Below are 20,104 nucleotides of genomic sequence, written 5' to 3'. Positions count from 1 at the left end.
TTAAAATATGTGATGATTTGGCAACTTACTGGGTATGGTAATAAGCTGTAAAATCATAAAAGCCCCAATGTTTTAAATAGAGGGGCTTTTAACTAATTAACGATTACTCTTCGTCAATAGTGTGTGCGTAGCCTTCTGCGTCGAGCAAGTTATCAACTTCAGATTCGTCAGATGCTTTAATGCGGAATAACCAACCGTCGCCGTAAGCGTCGTTGTTTACTGTTTCTGGAGAATCTTCTAGCTCTTCGTTAATAGCAACAACTTCACCGCTAATTGGTGCGTAAATGTCTGACGCCGCTTTTACTGACTCAGCTACTGCACAGTCTTCGCCTGCATCGACTACGTCGCCAACTTCTGGTAATTCAACAAATACCATGTCGCCAAGCAGCTCTTGGGCGTGCTCAGAAATACCAACAGTGTAAGTGCCGTCGCCTTCATTACGAACCCACTCGTGTGAAGGTGCGTATTTTAACTCGCTAGGGATATTGCTCATTTTGTTTCATCCTTTGGTTTAGATTGGGAGAATACCAATAAATGAGGGTGACCTATTTACTGGTATAACCAAATTATTTAGATTATTGATTTACCGTTACGTACAAAGCCCGATTTAACTACTTTTACGTTAACTAATTTTTTACGCATTTCTACTTGAGCTGTGTCGCCGGTTGAACGTGGCACACGTGCTAATGCAACACTATAGCCCAATGTTGGTGAGAATGTGCCAGATGTAATAACACCTTCGCCACCATCAACAATTACTTTAGAACCACTGCGTAGTACGCCTTTTTCTTCAAGAATAAGACCTACTTGCTTGTGAGTACTTTTTTCTGCACGTTGTTTTACCAAAACATCACGACCAATAAAGTCACGATCTTCTGGTTCCCATGCAATAGTCCATGCCATGTTAGCTGCCAGTGGTGATACGCTTTCGTCCATATCTAGGCCGTAAAGGTTCATACCTGCTTCTAAACGTAGTGTGTCGCGCGCGCCTAAGCCCGCAGGCGCTACACCGGCATCAAGCAATTGCTGCCATAAATCGGCTGCTTGCTCGTTTGGTACTACAATTTCGTAACCGTCTTCGCCAGTATAACCTGTTGTAGCAATAAATAAATCACCGGCTTGAACACCAAAAAATGGCTTCATGCCTTCAACTGCAGCTTGCTGGTCTGCGTTTAAAACCTGGGCAGTTTTAGCGCGTGCATTAGGGCCTTGAACCGCAATCATGGCGAATTCTGGGCGCTCAGTAACCGTTACTGCAAAGTCACTCGATACCTTAGCTAAATGTGCTAGGTCTTTTTCACGGGTCGCTGAGTTAACCACTAAGCGATAAAATGTTTCGCTAAAGTAGTAAATAATTAAGTCGTCAATTACACCACCTTGCTCGTTAAGCATGCCGGTGTAGAGTGCTTTACCAGGTACTGTTAATTTAGCAACGTCGTTAGCCACAAGCTTGCGTAAAAATGCTTGTGCTTGCTCGCCTTGTATATCAACAATGGTCATGTGCGATACGTCGAACATGCCCGCATCGTTACGTACGGCGTTGTGTTCTTCTATTTGTGAACCGTAGTTAATTGGCATTTCCCAGCCATGAAAATCAACCATTTTTGCGCCGGCTTCAAGGTGCTTTGCATGTAATACTGTTTTAGAAGTCATAATATTCCTTCACTTTTAAATTAACCCATGTGTGTGGGCGTGGCCTCAATTGAATGAGGGGGAATAACATGGTAGCCATTAATACGCCTACCAAATTGTAATCTTTAACAAAAATATGTTTAACGAATTAAACAGCTTAGGTGTTAGTAACACTAAAGCCTTGTTGCTGCATATACTGCTGCCACTTATCAAGCGTAGGCGTTTTAGCAATCACTATAAACTGCTGCTCGTTGTTTTTATCTACCGCGGTAACAAACACTTCGCCACTTTGCGCGCCATAACAAAGCTGCGCATCAGCAAGGCGTAAGCCAGGGGTTAATTTAAACGCATCAACTAAGGTATCAAAGGCGTTGCTACCGGTTAAGGTAAAGGTTGCTAAATCGGTGCGTACCACAAAGTCGATATCGTACCTAAGCTGTTGCTCGTTAATGAGTGCTTGTAATTGCAAGCTGGCATTTACTGAGAGTACAAATCTAAAGGCGGTTTCGCTAAAGTAGTAAACGGCGTAGCTAAAATCAGAATTTAAATCGCCATCCAATGTGCCTTTAAAACCAAAGCCACTGGCGGTTAGTTTGGTGAGGTCATGACCTAAAATAGCACTTAAAAATACCGATGCTTCACTGCCGCTAAAATCAATAACAACGTGGCTGTTATTAGCTTGTAAGGCATTAATAACCGCGCTGTTAGCGTTGCTATGGCGGGCAAACATTATCGGGTTAAAAGTCATAACAAATACCTATCTATCTTTAATAGCAAAAGTATATTGCGCAAGGCTTACAACAACAAATTGTAATTACTTATCAATTGATAAATAATACTTATATATATAGCCATATAAATAGTAATTTTAAATATGAAAAACATTTCAACCGACAGTTTACGCACATTTGTTATGGTGGTTGAGGTAGGTGGATTTGCCAAAGCAGGCGATTTACTTGGCCTTTCGCAACCGGCGGTAAGCTTACAAGTAAAACGTTTAGAAGACTTATTAGGCTATAAATTATTTAAAAAGCAGGGACAACGCCAAGTACTTAATCAATATGGTGAACTGTTACTGCCTATGGCAAAACAAATGGTGCAACATAACGATGCCATTTTACAGTTGTTCACCTCCGAAAGTGTCACTGGTAAAGTGCGCTTAGGGATCCCTAGCGAATTTGCAGCACGTATTTTACCTTCTATTATTGGCGACTTTGTGGCGCTCTACCCTGATGTATCGTTAGAAGTGAAGTCACGTTTGAGTAAACACTTACTTTCGGATGAGCGCCAAGATCAATTTGATTTAGTATTGGCGCTAAATGAGCAGCTTGATTCAGAAAAATTCCCTATTTTTATTCAAGACCAATTAGTGTGGGTTGGCGATCTTTCACTGGCGCAAAATGAAACCGTTACCTTAGTAACAGCGCCTGAGGGCTGTATTTACCGACGCAGAGCAACCCAAGCGCTTGAAAAAGCAGGTATTAAATACCGTATTGTTTACAGCAACGCCGATTTAACCGGTTTAATTGCGGCATTAAAAGAAGGTTTAGGTATTACTGTATTGGCAAGAAGTACGGTGCCGAACGATTTAACCTATCAATTACACACTAAAAATTTACCTGCGCTCGGTAGCATTGGCATTAGTTTAGTTAAAACTGCCCGCGAACCTGAAAACGCCGTGTTTAAACTCGCTGAGTTTATTAAGCTGCGCTTAGGTTACCCCACGGCTTAAATAACCTGAACTCTGAATAATAAATCTATCTCAAGCAGCGTTCAGGTTAAATTAACCGCCACCAGCCAATACATTATCCCTGTTTTTATAAAACAAAAATAAACACCTAGTTAAAAATGTTATAAAAACAGCCTGTTTTTACGACAGATGTAAATTATAGTAAAACTTAATAATATTGATTCTCATTCGTTAACATGTTTAAATTACGCCAATTTCAGTAGTTGAACTATTTTTAGGGTAATCAATGTCACATAAATTTTTAGTTTCTTCGTTAACTGCAGCTGTTGCGCTGTCTTTGAACACAACAGCAATGGCAAAAGATGCCGACAAAGTTGAGCGTAACTTTGAACAAATTACCGTTATTGGCTCACAAGCCGCTATTAACGATATTCCAGGATCTGCTACGTTTATTTCAGATGCAGAATTGCAAAAATTCGAATTTACCGATATTTCTCGCGTATTAGCATCTGTACCAGGTGTATACGTGCAAGAAGAAGATGGCTACGGCCTGCGCCCTAATATTGGTATGCGCGGTACAGGTACTGGTCGTAACGACAAAATTTCTGTGATGGAAGACGGTGTACTTGTTGCTCCGGCTCCTTACTCTGCGCCATCGGCTTACTACTTCCCAACTATGGGCCGTATGGAATCTATTGAAGTATTAAAAGGTGCTGCCTCAGTTAAATATGGCCCGCGCACTACCGGTGGTGTATTAAATTTACTTTCTCGCAGCCTACCAACTGAAGCAAATAGCTCAACAGGCATGCTAGATGCTGCCCTTGGTAGCGATGGTTACTACAAAGGTCACGCTTACTTCGCAAAAGAAAAAAACAACACTGCAGGCTTAATTGAAGTGTTTTCTTACGGCGCTGATGGCTTTAAAGAATTGCCAGTAGGTGATGACAACACAGGTTTTGAAAAAAACGATGTATTGGTAAAGTTTGGCCATACCTTTGGTGAAAACGATGCGCATAACATTGAGTTCAAATTAAAGTACTCTGAAGAAACATCAGACGAAACTTACATGGGTTTAACCGATGCCGATTACCAACAAAACCCGTACCGTCGTTACGCAGCATCACAAAATGATGAAATGAACACTCGCCATAATGCATACCAAGTAAACTATGCATACCGTTTTGGTGAAGGTTATGAAGTTTTAGCAACCGCTTATCTAAACGACTTCCACCGTAACTGGTACAAAGCAAGCAGTGTTGGTTCAAGCACACTTGAGCAATACAGCGAGTTTGAAGCAAACCCAACAGCTGCGGGTATTGAAAACATCGGTGTTAAAGCCAATAACCGTGACTACCAAGCAAAAGGTGTGCAGTCTGAATTACACATCCCAGCGGGCGCTCACTACATTACGGTTGGCGTACGTTACCACGAAGATGAAATGGATCGTTTCCAGTGGGAAGACAAATACACGCTTAATCAAGATTTAAGCATGACTCTTACCTCACAAGGCGCTCCAGGCTCTAACAGCAACCGTTTAGACAGTGCAAAAGCAAGCACGCTATTTATTCAAGACGAATGGACAATGGATGCATTAATAGTGAGTGCTGGTCTTCGTTATGAAGACATAACTATTACCCGTGAAGAGTGGGCTAAGTCAGATCCAACCCGTAGCCTAGGCTTAACGAAAGATATCTCTAACGATACTGAAATTTTAGTACCGTCTTTAGGTGCTACTTACACACTTAACGACAATGTTACGTTACTTGCTGGTATTCAAAAAGGTTACGCCCCTGCAGCACCGGGTAATGCCGACCAAGACGAAGAAGAGAGCGTCAACATCGAGTTTGGCTCTCGTTTTAATGCGGGCGGTTTTAACGGTGAAGTAATTGCGTTTTACTCTGATTACGACAATATGCATGGTAACTGTACTGCATCAGTAGGTTGTAATGACGATAACATTGGTGACCAATACAACTACGGTGAAGTAGAAGTATCGGGCTTTGAATTTAGCGCAGGTCGAACGTTTAATACTGCATCGGTTGCGTTCCCAGTAAAATTAACTTACACCTACACAGATTCAGAATTTAAAAACACGTTTGATTCAGAAATTTGGGGCTCAGTAGAAAAAGGCGATGCAATGCCTTACGTACCTGAGAACCAGGTTGCTTTATCGTTTGGCGCAGAAGTGAATAACTTTGTGGTAAATAGCCAAATACGTTACGTGTCTGATGCACATGCTGATTTAACTAACTCAGGCTTAAATGCGATTGATAGCCGTGTTGTATGGGATTTAGCTGCTAAGTACTTAATCGACGAAAACCAAAAAGTATACCTAAGCGTAGATAACTTGTTTGATAAAACCTACATTGCTAACCGTGCAAATGGCGGTATTCAACCTGGTAAGCCACGTTCAGTACAAATGGGCTACTCTTACAGTTTTTAATAAAGTGCTAACTTAAAAGTACAAAAAAGCCGAGGTTGATTAAATCAATCTCGGCTTTTTAATGCCTATGTAATTAATAGGCTTAATTTGTTTCTGCGCGCTGGCGTAATACTTCAAATAAACAAATACCGGTTGCAACCGATACATTTAAACTTGAAACCGTACCCGCCATTGGAATTTTAACGAGTACATCACAGTGCTCACGGGTTAAACGGCGCATACCCTCGCCTTCAGCTCCCATCACAATCGCCATTGGGCCTGTTAAGCTGGCATCAAATACATGTGTGTCGGTTTCACCGGCTGTGCCTACAACCCATACACCTGCGTCTTTTATTTCACGTAATGTACGTGCAAGGTTAGTAACCTGAATAAGCGGTACTGTTTCAGCTGCGCCACAGGCCACTTTACGTGCCGTGCCATTAAGCTTTGCTGACTTGTCTTTAGGAACTATCACCGCATGAACACCGGCAGCATCGGCGCTACGTAAGCAGGCACCTAAATTATGCGGATCGGTGATGCCATCAAGTACCAGTAAAAACGGGGTGTCTTCGCGTTCAATGATCTCATCAAGATCTTTTTCGTTAAACACACGTGCCGCTTTCACGTTGGCGATAATGCCTTGATGTTGCTCATCTTTCGCTTTGTTATCAAGCGCTTTTCGTTGCATAAACTGTACTGAAATACCAAACTGACGCGCTTGCTCAATCACCGGCGATAAGCGCTTATCATCACGTCCTTTAAGGGCGTATATTTCTATAAAACGCTCTGGCTCTTTTGCCAAAATTGCTTCAACAGAGTGAAAGCCAAAAATTAATTCATTACTCACGAATTGTTTGCTCCTGGGCTACTACGTTTACGGGCATTTTTACCTGGTCTTTTAGGCTTTTTGACCGCTTTCTTTTTGGTTTTTTTCTTAGCGGTGGTGTCATCCGCTTTTACTTTTGATTTGCTCGCTGATTTGCCTTTTGCAGCAGGCTTTTTACTCGCCTTTGGCTTTTTGTCATCACTTGCTGACTTTTTACCCGGGATTTTACCGGCTTTAAGTTGCGAGCGAACACTGGTTGGAGCATTTTTTTTAGGTGCACGACGACGCGCATAACGATCTTGGGCAACATCGCCTTTAAGCGTTAAGTTTATACGACGATCATCTAAGCTTACCGAGGCAACCTGCACAGTGACTTTGTCGCCTAAACGATAAACCGTATGTGTGTGTTCACCCACCAAGCAATGTTTAGCTGCATCATGCTGGAAATATTCATCACCTAAATTGGTAACATGAATTAATCCATCAATTTGTAAGTCATCTAAACGAATAAATAAACCAAAGTTAGTAACCGATGAAATAACCCCGTTAAACTCCATGCCTACATGATCTTGCATGTATTCACATTTTAACCAATCGGCTACTTCACGGGTGGCATCATCTGCGCGGCGCTCAGTGGTAGAACATTGCTCACCAAGTTGATCGACTTCATCATCGCTATAAGCGTATTCACCAGAGGTTTGCTGCCCTTGTGCTTTTAATACTGCTTTAATTGCACGATGCACCACTAAATCGGGGTAACGGCGAATTGGCGAGGTAAAGTGCGCGTAAGCCGATAATGCTAAACCAAAGTGACCTATGTTATCTGGCTGATAAACCGCTTGTTTCATTGAGCGCAGCAGCATAGTTTGAATAAGCTCAGCCTCTGGACGGTCACCTAAACGAGCCAATACATGAGTAATTTCTTTCGGGGTTGGTTCATCACTTAGCGTGCTTTCAATCCCCAGCTCAGTTAAAAACTGAGTAAAGTTACCCAGCTTTTCGCTATCGGGCTCATCATGTACTCGATACAGTGCGCTGGCTTCGTGTTTTTCAAGTAACTTAGCCGCCGAAACATTGGCTAAAATCATACATTCTTCAATGAGCTTGTGCGCATCGTTACGAATAACCGGCACAATTGATTCTATTTTACGCTGTGCGTTAAATACAAAGCGAGTTTCGAGTGTTTCAAACTCAATGGCGCCACGCTCTTGGCGCGCTGCTTTTAATGCCATGTACATTTGCTGCAAATCAGTTAAATGCGGCACTACAGCTGCGTATTCTTTACGTAACTTTTCATCGTTTTGTAAAATGGCATTTACTTTGGTGTAAGTTAAACGTGCATGTGAGTTCATCACCGCTTCGTAAAACTTATAACCTGAGAGCTTACCCTCTTGCGATACGGTCATTTCTGCAACCATACACAAGCGATCAACCTCAGGGTTAAGCGAGCACAAACCGTTAGATAATACTTTTGGTAGCATTGGAATAACTTGCTCAGGGAAATACACTGAGTTACCGCGCTCTATCGCTTCTTTGTTAAGCGGCGTGTTCATACCTACATAATGTGATACATCGGCAATGGCTACCCATAAGCGCCAGCCACCCGACTTTTTAGGCTCACAGTATACGGCATCATCAAAATCACGAGCGTCTTCGCCATCTATGGTCACAAGCGGTAAGCCGCGTAAATCAACTCGACCTTGTTTATCGGCTTCTTCAACAAATTCACCTAAGTGGGCAACTTGTTGTTCAACCTCTTCAGGCCATACGTGTGGAATATCGTGATTACGCAGCGCAACTTCAATTTCCATACCCGGCGCTAAATGCTCGCCCAGTACGTCGATAACTTTACCTACCGCATTCATATTACGACTTGGATTTTGGGTTATTTGCACTTGCACCATTTGGTTATGACGCGCGCCTTTTTCGTTACCCGGTAGAATAATAATGTCTTGGGTAATGCGCGGATCTTCAGCCACAACAACGGCAATACCATGCTCAACAAAATAACGCCCTACAATGGGTGCGCGCTCGTTAGTGAGTACTTTGATGATGCGTGCGTCGCATTTTGAGCCTGAGCCGCGTTTAGTGCCTTTGGCAAGAACGATGTCACCGTGTAGCACCATATTCATTTGATGCTTGGCAATAAACCAATCTTTGCTCTCGCCTTCAACTTCTAAAAAGCCAAAACCGTCTCTGTGACCGACTACTTTGCCTTTGGTTAAACCGGCTTCGTCAATCAGGGCATAACATTTAAATTTATTAAAATAAAGCTGCCCATCACGCTCCATGGCGCGAAGTCGGCGCTTAAATGCTATTTGTCGTTCTTCATCGTTGACTGCGAGTTCTTCACATAGTTGTGCGTAGTTAGCAGGTTTGGAACGCTCTTGCAGGTGAGTAAGTATAAACTCACGACTAGGGACTGGGTTTTCGTACTTTTCTTGTTCTCGACTGAGATTTGGATCTTGGTTTGACATTCACTATCTTGTTAGTTGGTTATGTAAGTATTTTAACTCATATACTCGCAATGAGACAGGTAAAAGCCATTAAACTTTTAATAAAGCGTTATTACCTTTTGCATTTTGTGAAAATATAACTAAATAACGCTTAACATGTACTTAATTTAAGAGCTTAAAAGTGAGTAAAATAGCAATGCTGATGTTTACTCACTTTTATATAAACAGCTTACTTTTGCTGTAGTTTCTTCCACAATAGCGTGCTGATGTGTTCAATAAAAGCCGCATCTTGTGCAGCCATAACATCGAGTATTGGTTTGTTCATTTGGCTTTTGTTTTGAGAGTATATCCAGCGATTTTTATTAAAGCTTTGCGCAAACTCTAACACACCCGTTTGCAAGGCTTGCTCATCAGCAAAGGTGGCCTCTACTACGTTATGTTGTAATAATTTTTGCGCATCAACACGCTCACCGGTCATGGCTAAACGATTAAAAAATTGCTGATCTATGGCTTTATTAATAATAGGAAACATAGACGGTACAAACGGCACTAATACATCGACTTCGGGGAAACAAAAGAAGCCTTTGTCTGATTTCATAAATCTAAAATCACAGGCACATGCCAACACCGAACCATTACCATAACTGTGGCCGTTTAGCGCGGCAATAATAGGCATAGGAAAAGTAACAATACGTTTAAACAAGGCACCTATCGAGTTCATGAAATCGGCAATTATTTGTGGTGTGTTGTCAGGGTTTGCCATCCACTGTAGATCAATGCCTAACGACCAACTTTTATCGCTACTTGAGGTTAGCACCACCGCTTTAATATGCTCGTTAGCCTCAATCGTATCTAGGTGTTGATTAAACTCGTTTATAAAGGTTGGATTATGGCGGTTTTCTGCTGTATTCATAGTAAGGATAGCCGTGCTTCCTTGCGTGGTAATTTCTATTAATGCTGTCATTAGACCCTCATTTAGTGCTTTTAGCTGCGCTTTTAGCACTTTTCATTACTTTTATAATTATAAATAGAATAGTAATACGTTGTATGAAATTTATAAAGCGTCTATTTTTGTAACCATTAAAGGAGCGAGAGCTTAAGCCATAGCGTTTAAATATTCGCGCAATTACAACCACCCTTTTTGTCGGGCTATACGTGCTGCATCAATTCGGTTTGTGGCATTGAGTTTAGCAATTGCATCGGATAAATAATTACGCGTTGTGCCTTCACTTATATAAAGCTGTTTTGCTATTTCGCTGGTTTTTAATCCATCACTTGCAAGTTTTAACGCTTTGCGTTCTTTATCTGTGAGTGGATCGGTATCGTCTAATGCGTTAATTGCCAGCTCTGGGTCAATCACCTTTTGCCCTTGCATTACTTTTTTAAGCGCATTGATTAGCTCTTCGCTTGGCGCTTCTTTTAAAATAAAACCTTTAACACCCGCACTTAAAGAACGCCTAATATAACCGGCTCGCGAAAAGGTGGTCATAATTACCATGTTAATTGCAGGGTGCTTAGCGGCTATTTGTTCACTAAGCTCAATACCATTCATGCTTGGCATCTCTATGTCGGTTAAAACAATATCTGGGTGTAAGTCTTCACTAAGCGCGTTGATTTCATTTAACGCATCTTGGCCATTACTTGCTTGACCAATCACCTCAATATTGAAATCAAGGCTTAATAAGGCTGCAACTGCGTCGCGAACCAGCGCTTGGTCTTCAACTAAATATACTTTGATCATTTTAAATCCTCAGCACTCAGTGGCAGCACAACAGTTAAAGTAAATGTGTCGCCACAGGTAAATGTTGCATTGCCATTTAATTGCTCAGCCCGCTCTTTAATGCCATTTAAACCATTACCTGCTTTTAATGTAGTGCATGGCGCATTATCAATAACGTTGATAATTAATTGCTGCTTTGTTTGCTCTATATTGATAGAGCCGTTTTTTGTACTGCTATGGCGTAATAAATTAGTAACCGACTCTTTAATAATAAGGCTCGCAATGCCCTCTACTTTAACGGGTAAGGTCGCTAAATTAACGTTAAATTTTATGTTAAAACCTTGCGCTATAAGCGTTTGTTTTAGCTGTGCGATTTGGCTCACTAGATCGAGTTGCTTTAAATCGCTTACCGCGCTTCTTACATCACTAAGCAATTGCCTTGCAAGGTTTGCTACTTGGGCAATTTCGTTATTGGCCTGATCGTATCGCTCGCCTTGATTTAGTTTATTCGCAAGCTCAGCTTTTAAAGCTATTGATGACAGTGAGTGACCTAAAATATCGTGTAAATCTCGGGCTATGCGCTCACGCTCAGCAATGGCTGCTAGTTGCTCTAATTGCTTTGCGCTTTCTTGCTCACGAATTTTATGTAAATGCTCTCTTTTTGCCGCTATACCATAGCTAAATAGGGCCGCACATAAAATTAAAGCCACCGCTAAAAAGTACTCAAGCTTGGCTATGTCACCCACATATGAACTTAGCAAAACAGTTAAAATTATCGCTAATGCGGCATAAACTCTTTGATAATTGCTATATGTATAGCCCGCTACATAAGCTATAAAGCCAAATAAGGTTGGTGTACCAGCGCTATAAAAAGTGGCACTAAAACACACCAGTAACATAGCGATAAATAACTTAGTTACTCCCCTATTTTTGCAATTTATTGCTTTTACATATAACAATATAAACGCAATATAAAAGGCTAAAGACAGAGTGATTTGGTTAGCCGTAAAGTTGGCAAAATCAATGATCATCGGGAGTAAATAAAAACCGGTAAAAACTAAATGACCATATTTCCAAAAATCTTTATCGCTTTGCTGAGAAAACCTGTTAACCGAGCTCATACCAATACCTCTGGCCTATTATTTTTATTTATAGCACTCTTTTTATTAATAAATACAAATAACATAAAAATGCATACGAACATAAAACAATCTACATAAGTGATAGTAAAACTTAGTGTTTCTAAAAAATCGCTAATGCTTAAGCTTGTTAAAATTAAAGAATTCATAACACCCTCCAATATAAGTAAGGTAACTATGCCAGTGGGTAAAATAGATAAGAGTGTGAAGTGTCATTAACTTGGCTGACATTTGTCATGAAATAGAAAAATTCATCTTCTGAGTGTAAAAGCAATGCTAATATAGCCAAAAAAAGTGACCTGGAAAATTTAATGCAGTCCCAACAACAAAGCTTAATTTACTTACACATTGCCGTCCTTTTATTTGGCGGTACCGCCTTATTCGCAAAGCTAATTGGTTTGAATGCATTAGATATTACCGCTTATCGCGCGGCTATCGCTGGGCTGGCAATTTGTGTGCTACTAACTTTGCAAAAAAAACCAATTAAGCTGCATCGCGCTAAAGATTATGTGATTGCCATTTTATTAGGCGTTGCCGTAGGTATTCACTGGGTAACCTATTTTGTAGGCATGCAATTGGCGGGAATTACCGTGGGCATGTTAGCCTTTTTTACCTATCCCGTGATCACGGTATTTTTAGAGCCCCTATTTAATAAAAGTAAGCCCAAAACAAAAGATATAATAAGTGCTGTAGTGGTGATTTTTGGCATTTATTTATTGATCCCTAACGTTAATTTAGGCGATGACATCACTTTAGGTGTTGTGACGGGCGTGGTATCAGCATTATTTTTTGCTCTTCGTAATATTACTCATAAACGCTACTTTAGCGAGTATGGTGGACCGCAAACCATGTTTTACCAAACCTTAGTCGCAAGCCTGATGCTGTGTGCTTTTATTGAAGTGCCCATAACAGAAATTAATGATACTGATTTAATATTGCTGCTTATTGCCGGTGTGGTGTTTACTGCGATGCCGCATTCGTTATTTGCAGCGAGTTTAAAACATTTATCAGCAGCAACCGCTGGATTGATTTCTTGCTTACAGCCCCTTTATGGCACAATACTGGCTATAATTATTCTGCACGAACGCCCCTCAGTGATGACCCTGATTGGTGGCGCACTGATTGTTAGTGCTGCGTGCTTTGAAACTTGGTCAATTTCACGGAAAAAGCAGCCATGAAAATATTTGCACATAGAGGCGCAAGCACACACTTTCCTGAAAATACGCAAAGCGCCATTATAGCGGCGTTAAAAGCGAATGTAGATGGCATTGAGGTTGATGTACAAAGCGCGCTTGATGATTACGTTATTATTCATGATACCTACCTCGATAGAACCACTAATGGCAAAGGCAAAGTGTGCGACTTTAGTGCCCAGCAAATTAAACAGTTTGATGCAGGAAATGGCGAACAAGTCCCTACTTTGCAGCAATTAATAGACTGGAATAATAACCAAACCTTACTCAATTTAGAGCTAAAGCATACCTTTGAACTTGAAAAGTTTGCAACCGTGCTTGAAAGCAACATTGCGAACAAAAAAATAACCGCAGACAATATTTTAGTTTCATCATTTAATCATCATCAACTACACTGGCTAAAGAGCCGTTTATCGTGGCTTAAAATTGGCGCACTTACTGCATCAATTCCATTGCAGTATGCAAAGTTTGCACAAGACTTACAGGCCTACAGCATTCATATTGACAAAAACTTTATGAACAAACCGTTTGTAGACGATGCCAAAATGCGCGGTTTACAAGTATTTGCTTACACCGTAGATGAAGTCGAAGATATTAAACTGATGCTTGCCTGTGGTGTTGATGGTATTTTTACTAACGACCCTGAACGAACTAAGCATTATTTAGCGCAATTAAATGAACTATAACTAATTATTTAATTGCCATTTATGCTATAAAAACAATAATTTAGTAGGTCACTATTTAATGAGTAGCTACATGCGTATTTATAATTTTTTAGAACAAACACTGTTTTATACTTTAACCCGAAAAATAGTTGGGAATTTAAGTTTTGTTTTTTTATTTCAAGCCATTACTTTGTTTTGGTTGCACAGTAGCTTAACCGAAAACCAGCAAAGCACTGGCTTATTTTGGGCACTTGCGCTACTTATTATTGCAGGCTTTATTTTTACTATTTTTTATATGCGCTTTTTAATTGTGCGCCCGGTAAAAGCAATGCGCGATACGCTCATTAATATTAATCAACAAGATGCCAACTTAGCTGCCAAACTTCCTCATTTTACTTTTGATGAATTTAGAGATTTAAGTGAACAATATAATCAGTTTACTACGCATTTAAACAGCTTATTAAGTACGACCTACAGCAGCGCTCAGGAAAGCGTGCAAAGTAATAGCCAAGTAACGCAATCAATGCAGCACACAGAGCAGCTAAGCGAACAGCAAATTAATTTAAGCCACACCATTATTAATGCCAGTAACCAAATTACCCAAAGCCTGCAGGCTATAGTAAGCAACACTGATAGCGTACATCAGGTCAATAATGAACACCTTAATTTTGTAAAGCTCTCTGCTGGTGAGCTATCAAAACTAGTTGAGCAGGTAAGGCTTATTAATGAAATGCTGGGTAGTTTTTCTAAAACGATTGCGGGCTTGAAAGAGAACAGCGAAAACATTCGCAGTATTTTAAAAATGGTTGAAGAGTTTTCGGATCAAACTAACTTATTAGCACTAAATGCAGCCATAGAAGCGGCACGCGCTGGTGAAGCGGGGCGAGGTTTTGCCGTGGTTGCCGATGAAGTTCGTACCCTATCGGTTAAAGTAAGCGACGCAACACGCCAAATTAGTGATTTTATTACCCAAATGAATGAGCTCGTTAATGAAACGAATAAAGAGTCAGAGCAATTAATAAACCACTCAAATAATGCGCAAACATCAATTAACACCACCTCTGATGGGTTTGGTAAAATGCTCAATGAGTTTGAACTTAATCAACAACAATTGCAGCAAATAGCCAATGCCGTACACTTGCTCGAAGATACCCAAAACCAAACGCATGAATCGGTTGAGCAAATTGTGGCGCTAGGCGAACAAGCCAAGCAACAAATAGATACAGCACTGCATGATTCTGAACAATCACAAAAGCTAAGCCAACAAACCCAACAACAGTTAAAACGCTTTGTAGATTAGGCAATAATAATTTCACCCAAGCCGCGATTATGCTAAATTAAGCGGCTTGTCATTTAACTGTGTGAAGTATGTGAGCGACGTAAAACCAAACTATGAGCAGCTAGCCCAGCAAATAAAATTATGGGGCCAACAACTTGGCTTTAGTGAAGTGGGCATTACTGACATTGATTTAACTAAGCATGAAGCACAGCTTCAGCGTTGGCTTGATGCAGGGTATCATGGTTCAATGGATTACATGGCTGCACATGGAATGAAACGCGCCCGCCCTAGCGAGCTAGTCCCTGGCACGCAACGAGTTATTTCAGTAAAAATGAATTACCTGCCGCCAGATTCAGGCTTTGCCAAAAACCTTAAAAATACCGAGAAAGCCTATATCAGCCGCTATGCGCTTGGCCGTGACTATCACAAATTAATGCGTAATCGGCTCAAGCAATTAGGTAAAAAAATTGAACAGCAGGTAGGTGACTATGGCTTTAGGCCTTTTGTTGATTCAGCGCCAGTGCTTGAGCGTCAATTAGCTGAAAAAGCAGGGCTTGGCTGGCGAGGTAAACATTCTTTATTAATCAATAAAGAGGCTGGTTCTTGGTTTTTTTTAGGCGAGTTATTTGTAGATTTACCACTGCCTATTGATGATGAAAACACGTTCGAAGGTTGTGGTAAATGTGTTGCCTGTATAACCCTTTGCCCTACCGGCGCTATTGTAGAACCTTATGTGGTAGATGCACGTAAATGCATATCGTATTTAACCATAGAGCATCAAGGGGCTATTCCAGAGCAATACCGAACCTTAATGGGTAACCGCATTTATGGTTGCGATGATTGCCAGTTAGTGTGCCCATGGAATCGCTATGGACAAATTACCGACGAGCAAGACTTCCACCCCCGTACACAATTAAAAAATAAAGACTTACTCGCATTATTTGCCTGGGATGAAACTACCTTTTTAACAAATACCGAGGGCAGCCCTATTCGGCGTATTGGCCATGAGCGTTGGTTACGAAATATAGCGGTTGGCTTAGGCAACGCAGATTTTAGCCCAGCGATTATTCATGCACTTGAAGATAAACGCAAAACGGTCAGTGACATGGTGAATGAGCACATAGAATGGGCACTTACCCAGCAACATGATAAACAAAGACAAAAGCTGCGCAAAACAGCACGGCTAATACGGATTGTTGAAAAAGGCCTACCCAGAGACGCATAAGCCTATTGCCTAAAAAACGCGACATAATGTCGCTGATACAAGCTATCTGCCTAATCGTAGCAAGGAATTTACCCCGCGCCTCGCAGCCCGTAACCCGCACCTTTAACCTTTCAACAATAAAGCAAGATCTTGCTCTATTTCTGCAAAGGCTTTTTTAACTTGATCTACTGACTCCTGACGTGCAACCGAGTTTTGTATGGTTTCGTCTACTTTTTTATAAATAAAAATTTCTTGGTCTTCATCCAATCCCATAGTTGGGATCCGCTCTTCGAGTTCTTCTTGTAAATGCTTAAATACTTTTTCATTATTAATACGACTGTCGTTCAACATCCCAATTAAACGATGAAACTTACTATGCACAGTACCGGCAACTTTATTTAACCGCTCCTGCTGCGATACCAGCATCTGCTTAGTGGTAATGGCTCGTAATTGTTGCTCGGTTACACTTACAATAAAGCAAATATGATCACGTATGCGTCCGTGCTTTTGCTCGTCATGCTCTGGCATATTTAAAATCAGTAAACTCACAAGCTCGTAGTTAACCAAAATGCGATGAGAAAACTCATGCAGTCGTCCTTTGCTTTTAAGCATTTCAAATAACTCAATTACAATTGGCGAACACACCCCATTGAGCGCAAAGTGCGACTTAGTATCGTTACATCTAAATTCAATATTACTTTGTAGGCCAAATGCCTGTAAGCATTCTACTAATGCTTTGCCAAGCTCTTGTATATCGTTAATAAAACCAATATTTTCAATGTAATTTACTATCTGACCCATTTCGCTGCTATTTGCCATGGCATTAAAGGCGGTAGAGGTCGCTTCTTTTACTTGCTTTTCAAGCTGTTGTTTTTCTATTAAGACTTGATTTAGTTTATTCAGTTTTTGCTTTAATTCGTCGTGCCCAAACGGTTTTACAATATAGTCTTCCGCGCCTACTGAATAACCTTCCATGCGCTCCTCAACCGTACCTCTTGCAGATACAAACATCACGATGATGTCATGGGTATTGGGGTTAGCTTTAAGCTCTTTACATACTTCATAACCATTCATTTTTGGCATACTTACATCAAGTAATATAACTTGAGGCATATACTCTTCAACCATACTTAAGCATTCAGGGCCGCTTGAAGCTAGCTTAAGTTCAAAATCAAGATCCTCTAATATTTCTTCAATTATTTCGAGGTTAAATGGTTCATCGTCGACTGCAAGAATTTTAGTTAAAGCCATAATTTTTCATCCATATAAATTAAAAAAATTCGATTGTTAGCCGCTATTTTTCACTAATTGCTCATCAGCTAGGTATTCATCTAAGTTTATTTCTAAAGGAACTTGAATCGAAATTGTTGTTCCACCAAGGCTGTTATTGCATGCTTTAATACTGCCTTGATGCAATGAAACAAACTCACGACACAAGGTAAGACCCAACCCGGTTCCACCTGCACCACTATTCGTTTTACTGCTTTGCTCAAATTTATTGAAAACCGTTTCAAGTTCCTCTTCAGGTATTCCAATACCGCTATCTATCACTGCAATGTTTGCATTGTCATCGTCTCTTTGCATTACAACTTCAACAGTACTGTGCTCTTCACTAAATTTGAGTGCATTACTCAATACATTTCTCAAAACCTGATTTATTTGCTCTTCATCGCACTGTGCAACAATCGGCGCGTTATCAGAGCTAAAAACAATATTTATATCTTTTTCAATAGCAATACCGGCAACATCATCAATACTGGTTTTAACAATAGTCGCTAAATCATAAGCCCGTGGGTTGAATGGAAATTTACCAACATCTAATTTAGAAAGGTCGAGTAAATTATTAAGTAACGATAGTAGTCTTTGCCCACTTGATTCAATACGAGTTAAATACTTCAAAAGTTTATCTTTGCTAAAATCACCCTCTTGTAACTTGCTAATACCAAAACGTGAAAAGCTCAATATAGAGTGCATAGGGGTTCTTAGCTCATGCGACATATTTGCCAAAAACTCTGATTTACTTAGATTAGCCGCTTCGGCAATATTTTTCGCATGCTCAAGCTGTGAAGTACGTGCCCTTACTTGCTCTTCTAAAAGATCTTTGGCTTCCAACAGTAGATCTTCTTTTTGTTTTAAATGGCTAACATTTTTAAAAATAACCGCTAACGCTATTTCGCCATGGTGGTCTATTTCATTAAATGATCCAACTAGCGGAATTTTACTTCCGTCTTTATTTACAATGTGTAAGTCACAACTAAACTGACGATTACTGTTTAATGTAGAGATTTTATCTTTTATTGCCTGCACCGAGTCATCATCTAAAAAATGAAATAACGAGTGAGCAATGAGCTTTTTAAACTTTAAATTAAATAATTTTAAGCAAGCATCATTGGCCTCGACTATCTTGCCTTTGCGTTCAAATAATAAAATAGGATCGGGGGTATTTTTAAAAATGACCTGCAGTAGGCTGTCTTTTTCAATCAGCACATCAACTGTTTCTTGTAATCTTTCTACTAGCTCAGCATTGTGACGTTTTAGCAGCTCGGTTTGCCATAATTTATGTACAGCTTGTAGTAACACATTGTCATTTAAAGGCTTGATTAAAACATCTTCAACACCTTGGCGAATGGCTTCTAACATAGATTGTTCAGGGCGTGAGGTTACTAACAAGCAACGACTATGCGGTTGTATTTTTTTTAAACTCGAAAATATCTCTAAACCAGAACCCGGTTGTAAGCTAAAGTCACTGATTAAAATATCAATACTCCTGAGCTTGGCAATATTAATTGCTTCATCATGGTTTGTTGCGGTGTATACCTCAATATGAGCGCCATAAAGGCTACTTTTGAGTGACTCTAATCGCTCATTAACATGGTCAACGAGTAAAATTGTCGGTAGTTTAAAAATGTGATCTGGACCTATCTCTAATAAGGCCTCAATTAAAGACGTTATTTCTTTATTAGAAAAGAAGGGGTAGATAATGGTGGCATTGGGTATCAAGTCATTTAATTTGGAAAATGCGCTAAGCAACTCCCCTGATTCTGCTTTTGGCGCTAATAACAAAAATGATTGATAAGTCGCTTTCTCAACAACTATCGATACAACATCGGTTGGCACGCCTTGAGAAAATACCAGTAAGTCATAAATGTCTATGTCTGTATTTTCATCAAACATAGCAAAGTGGACTAATTCAACTTGGCAGCCAATTAGTTCTAACAACACTTTTAAGCGCATAGCAATCATGCTACTGCTATCAATAATAAGTATTTTTCTCGCCATTTAGACACACTTTAAAGAGTTAATTAAACACCTTTTCAGCATAGTCTAGAATTTTTGGTTTAGCATAATCACCTACGTAAAAGTGAATTTTGCTGCCTTTTGTTATGGTACTAGGTTAAATGCTTACCAAAAATAGTCAGGCTGTACAGCTGATTGTCCATTCTTGCTACGTTAGGCAGCTCTCCCCATACTGCAAAATCAAAATGCTTAAATAATTTAATGCTCGGTTCGTTGTGACTAAAAATAAACCCAAGTAATACTTCGATATTAAGCTGCTTGGCTTGTTGTTGTGCAAATTGCATCAGCTTTTTACCCAACCCTTTTCCTTGGGCTGCTGCCGTAATGTAAATGCTTAACTCAACGGTGCCATCGTAAGCTGGGCGACCATAAAACGATTTATAACTAAGCCACGCTAATACTTGGTTGTTCTCACAGTAAACAAAAATAGGGCGTTGAGCAGTATGGCTATCAAACCAAGGTTGTTTATCAGCGACGGTCACCTCTTCGGTATCGGCGGTGACCATTCGACTAGGGATAGTTTCATTGTAAATAGCAACAATGGCAGTTAAATCATCAGGTTTTGCTAAACGTATAGTCAT

Annotated in this window: 17 protein-coding genes; 6 read left to right on the top strand and 11 right to left on the bottom strand. The window is 40.2% G+C overall.

Going from position 1 to position 20,104, the window contains the following annotated elements:
• Positions 1–103: 103 nt before the first annotated feature.
• The 3 genes from gcvH to PTET_RS02675 form a co-directional block, all read right to left on the bottom strand.
• Entirely contained in the window at positions 104–493 is a 390-nt protein-coding gene (gcvH, locus tag PTET_RS02685; protein WP_013464091.1) for a glycine cleavage system protein GcvH, read from the bottom strand.
• Positions 494–570: 77 nt separating this feature from the next.
• Entirely contained in the window at positions 571–1,653 is a 1,083-nt protein-coding gene (gene gcvT, locus PTET_RS02680; protein WP_013464090.1) for a glycine cleavage system aminomethyltransferase GcvT, read from the bottom strand.
• A 136-nt stretch (positions 1,654–1,789) separates the two neighbouring features.
• The gene (locus PTET_RS02675; RefSeq protein WP_013464089.1) at positions 1,790–2,380 is read right to left on the bottom strand and encodes a hypothetical protein; all 591 of its coding nucleotides are present in this window, start codon (positions 2,378–2,380) and stop codon (positions 1,790–1,792) included.
• Positions 2,381–2,506: 126 nt separating this feature from the next.
• On the opposite strand from PTET_RS02675, the gene PTET_RS02670 reads away from it, so the two are divergent.
• Positions 2,507–3,364 (top strand): LysR family transcriptional regulator, encoded by an 858-nt coding sequence (locus PTET_RS02670; protein ID WP_013464088.1) that lies wholly within the window; start codon positions 2,507–2,509, stop codon positions 3,362–3,364.
• Positions 3,365–3,608: 244 nt separating this feature from the next.
• Positions 3,609–5,765: a TonB-dependent receptor family protein gene (locus PTET_RS02665; RefSeq protein WP_013464087.1), complete on the top strand. Its 2,157-nt coding sequence runs from the start codon at positions 3,609–3,611 to the stop codon at positions 5,763–5,765.
• An 82-nt stretch (positions 5,766–5,847) separates the two neighbouring features.
• Here PTET_RS02665 and rlmB read toward each other — a convergent pair whose 3' ends face one another.
• The 5 genes from rlmB to PTET_RS02640 form a co-directional block, all read right to left on the bottom strand.
• Positions 5,848–6,591 (bottom strand): 23S rRNA (guanosine(2251)-2'-O)-methyltransferase RlmB, encoded by a 744-nt coding sequence (rlmB, locus tag PTET_RS02660; protein ID WP_008112440.1) that lies wholly within the window; start codon positions 6,589–6,591, stop codon positions 5,848–5,850.
• Positions 6,588–9,047 carry a ribonuclease R gene (gene rnr, locus PTET_RS02655; protein WP_013464086.1) on the bottom strand — a complete coding sequence of 820 codons (2,460 nt, stop codon included), beginning with the start codon at positions 9,045–9,047 and terminating at the stop codon, positions 6,588–6,590. Before rnr ends, rlmB begins: the two co-directional genes overlap by 4 nt.
• A 208-nt stretch (positions 9,048–9,255) precedes the next feature.
• Positions 9,256–9,990, bottom strand: coding sequence for an enoyl-CoA hydratase/isomerase family protein (locus PTET_RS02650; protein ID WP_029609929.1), 735 nt, complete (start codon positions 9,988–9,990; stop codon positions 9,256–9,258).
• Between the two features lie 162 nt (positions 9,991–10,152).
• Complete coding sequence (locus PTET_RS02645) at positions 10,153–10,767, bottom strand: response regulator transcription factor (protein ID WP_013464084.1); 615 nt, start codon at positions 10,765–10,767, stop codon at positions 10,153–10,155.
• Positions 10,764–11,867 (bottom strand): sensor histidine kinase, encoded by a 1,104-nt coding sequence (locus PTET_RS02640; RefSeq protein ID WP_013464083.1) that lies wholly within the window; start codon positions 11,865–11,867, stop codon positions 10,764–10,766. Before PTET_RS02640 ends, PTET_RS02645 begins: the two co-directional genes overlap by 4 nt.
• A 329-nt stretch (positions 11,868–12,196) precedes the next feature.
• Here PTET_RS02640 and PTET_RS02635 point away from each other — a divergent pair, with 329 nt between their 5' ends.
• From PTET_RS02635 to queG, 4 genes are all read left to right on the top strand, one after another.
• Positions 12,197–13,063: a DMT family transporter gene (locus PTET_RS02635; RefSeq protein WP_013464081.1), complete on the top strand. Its 867-nt coding sequence runs from the start codon at positions 12,197–12,199 to the stop codon at positions 13,061–13,063.
• On the top strand, positions 13,060–13,764 hold the full coding sequence (locus PTET_RS02630; RefSeq protein WP_013464080.1) for a glycerophosphodiester phosphodiesterase: 705 nt from the start codon (positions 13,060–13,062) through the stop codon (positions 13,762–13,764). Before PTET_RS02635 ends, PTET_RS02630 begins: the two co-directional genes overlap by 4 nt.
• A 58-nt stretch (positions 13,765–13,822) precedes the next feature.
• On the top strand, positions 13,823–15,043 hold the full coding sequence (locus PTET_RS02625) for a methyl-accepting chemotaxis protein (protein ID WP_013464079.1): 1,221 nt from the start codon (positions 13,823–13,825) through the stop codon (positions 15,041–15,043).
• 70 nt (positions 15,044–15,113) lie between these two features.
• Positions 15,114–16,247: a tRNA epoxyqueuosine(34) reductase QueG gene (queG, locus tag PTET_RS02620; protein ID WP_016899494.1), complete on the top strand. Its 1,134-nt coding sequence runs from the start codon at positions 15,114–15,116 to the stop codon at positions 16,245–16,247.
• A 102-nt stretch (positions 16,248–16,349) separates the two neighbouring features.
• Here the strand turns inward: queG and PTET_RS02615 are convergent, their stop codons facing one another.
• The 3 genes from PTET_RS02615 to PTET_RS02605 all read right to left on the bottom strand — a co-directional run bounded on the left by PTET_RS02615 (position 16,350) and on the right by PTET_RS02605 (position 20,104).
• Complete coding sequence (locus PTET_RS02615) at positions 16,350–17,477, bottom strand: response regulator (protein WP_013464077.1); 1,128 nt, start codon at positions 17,475–17,477, stop codon at positions 16,350–16,352.
• 36 nt (positions 17,478–17,513) lie between these two features.
• On the bottom strand, positions 17,514–19,505 hold the full coding sequence (locus tag PTET_RS02610; protein WP_013464076.1) for an ATP-binding protein: 1,992 nt from the start codon (positions 19,503–19,505) through the stop codon (positions 17,514–17,516).
• A gap of 110 nt (positions 19,506–19,615) precedes the next feature.
• Positions 19,616–20,104, bottom strand: coding sequence for a GNAT family N-acetyltransferase (locus tag PTET_RS02605; protein WP_013464075.1), 489 nt, complete (start codon positions 20,102–20,104; stop codon positions 19,616–19,618).

This window comes from Pseudoalteromonas tetraodonis (assembly GCF_002310835.1).
Taxonomy (GTDB): Bacteria; Pseudomonadota; Gammaproteobacteria; order Enterobacterales; family Alteromonadaceae; genus Pseudoalteromonas; species Pseudoalteromonas tetraodonis.
Note: the sequence above shows the minus strand (reverse complement) of the source record. Positions and strands in the feature narration are given on the sequence as shown.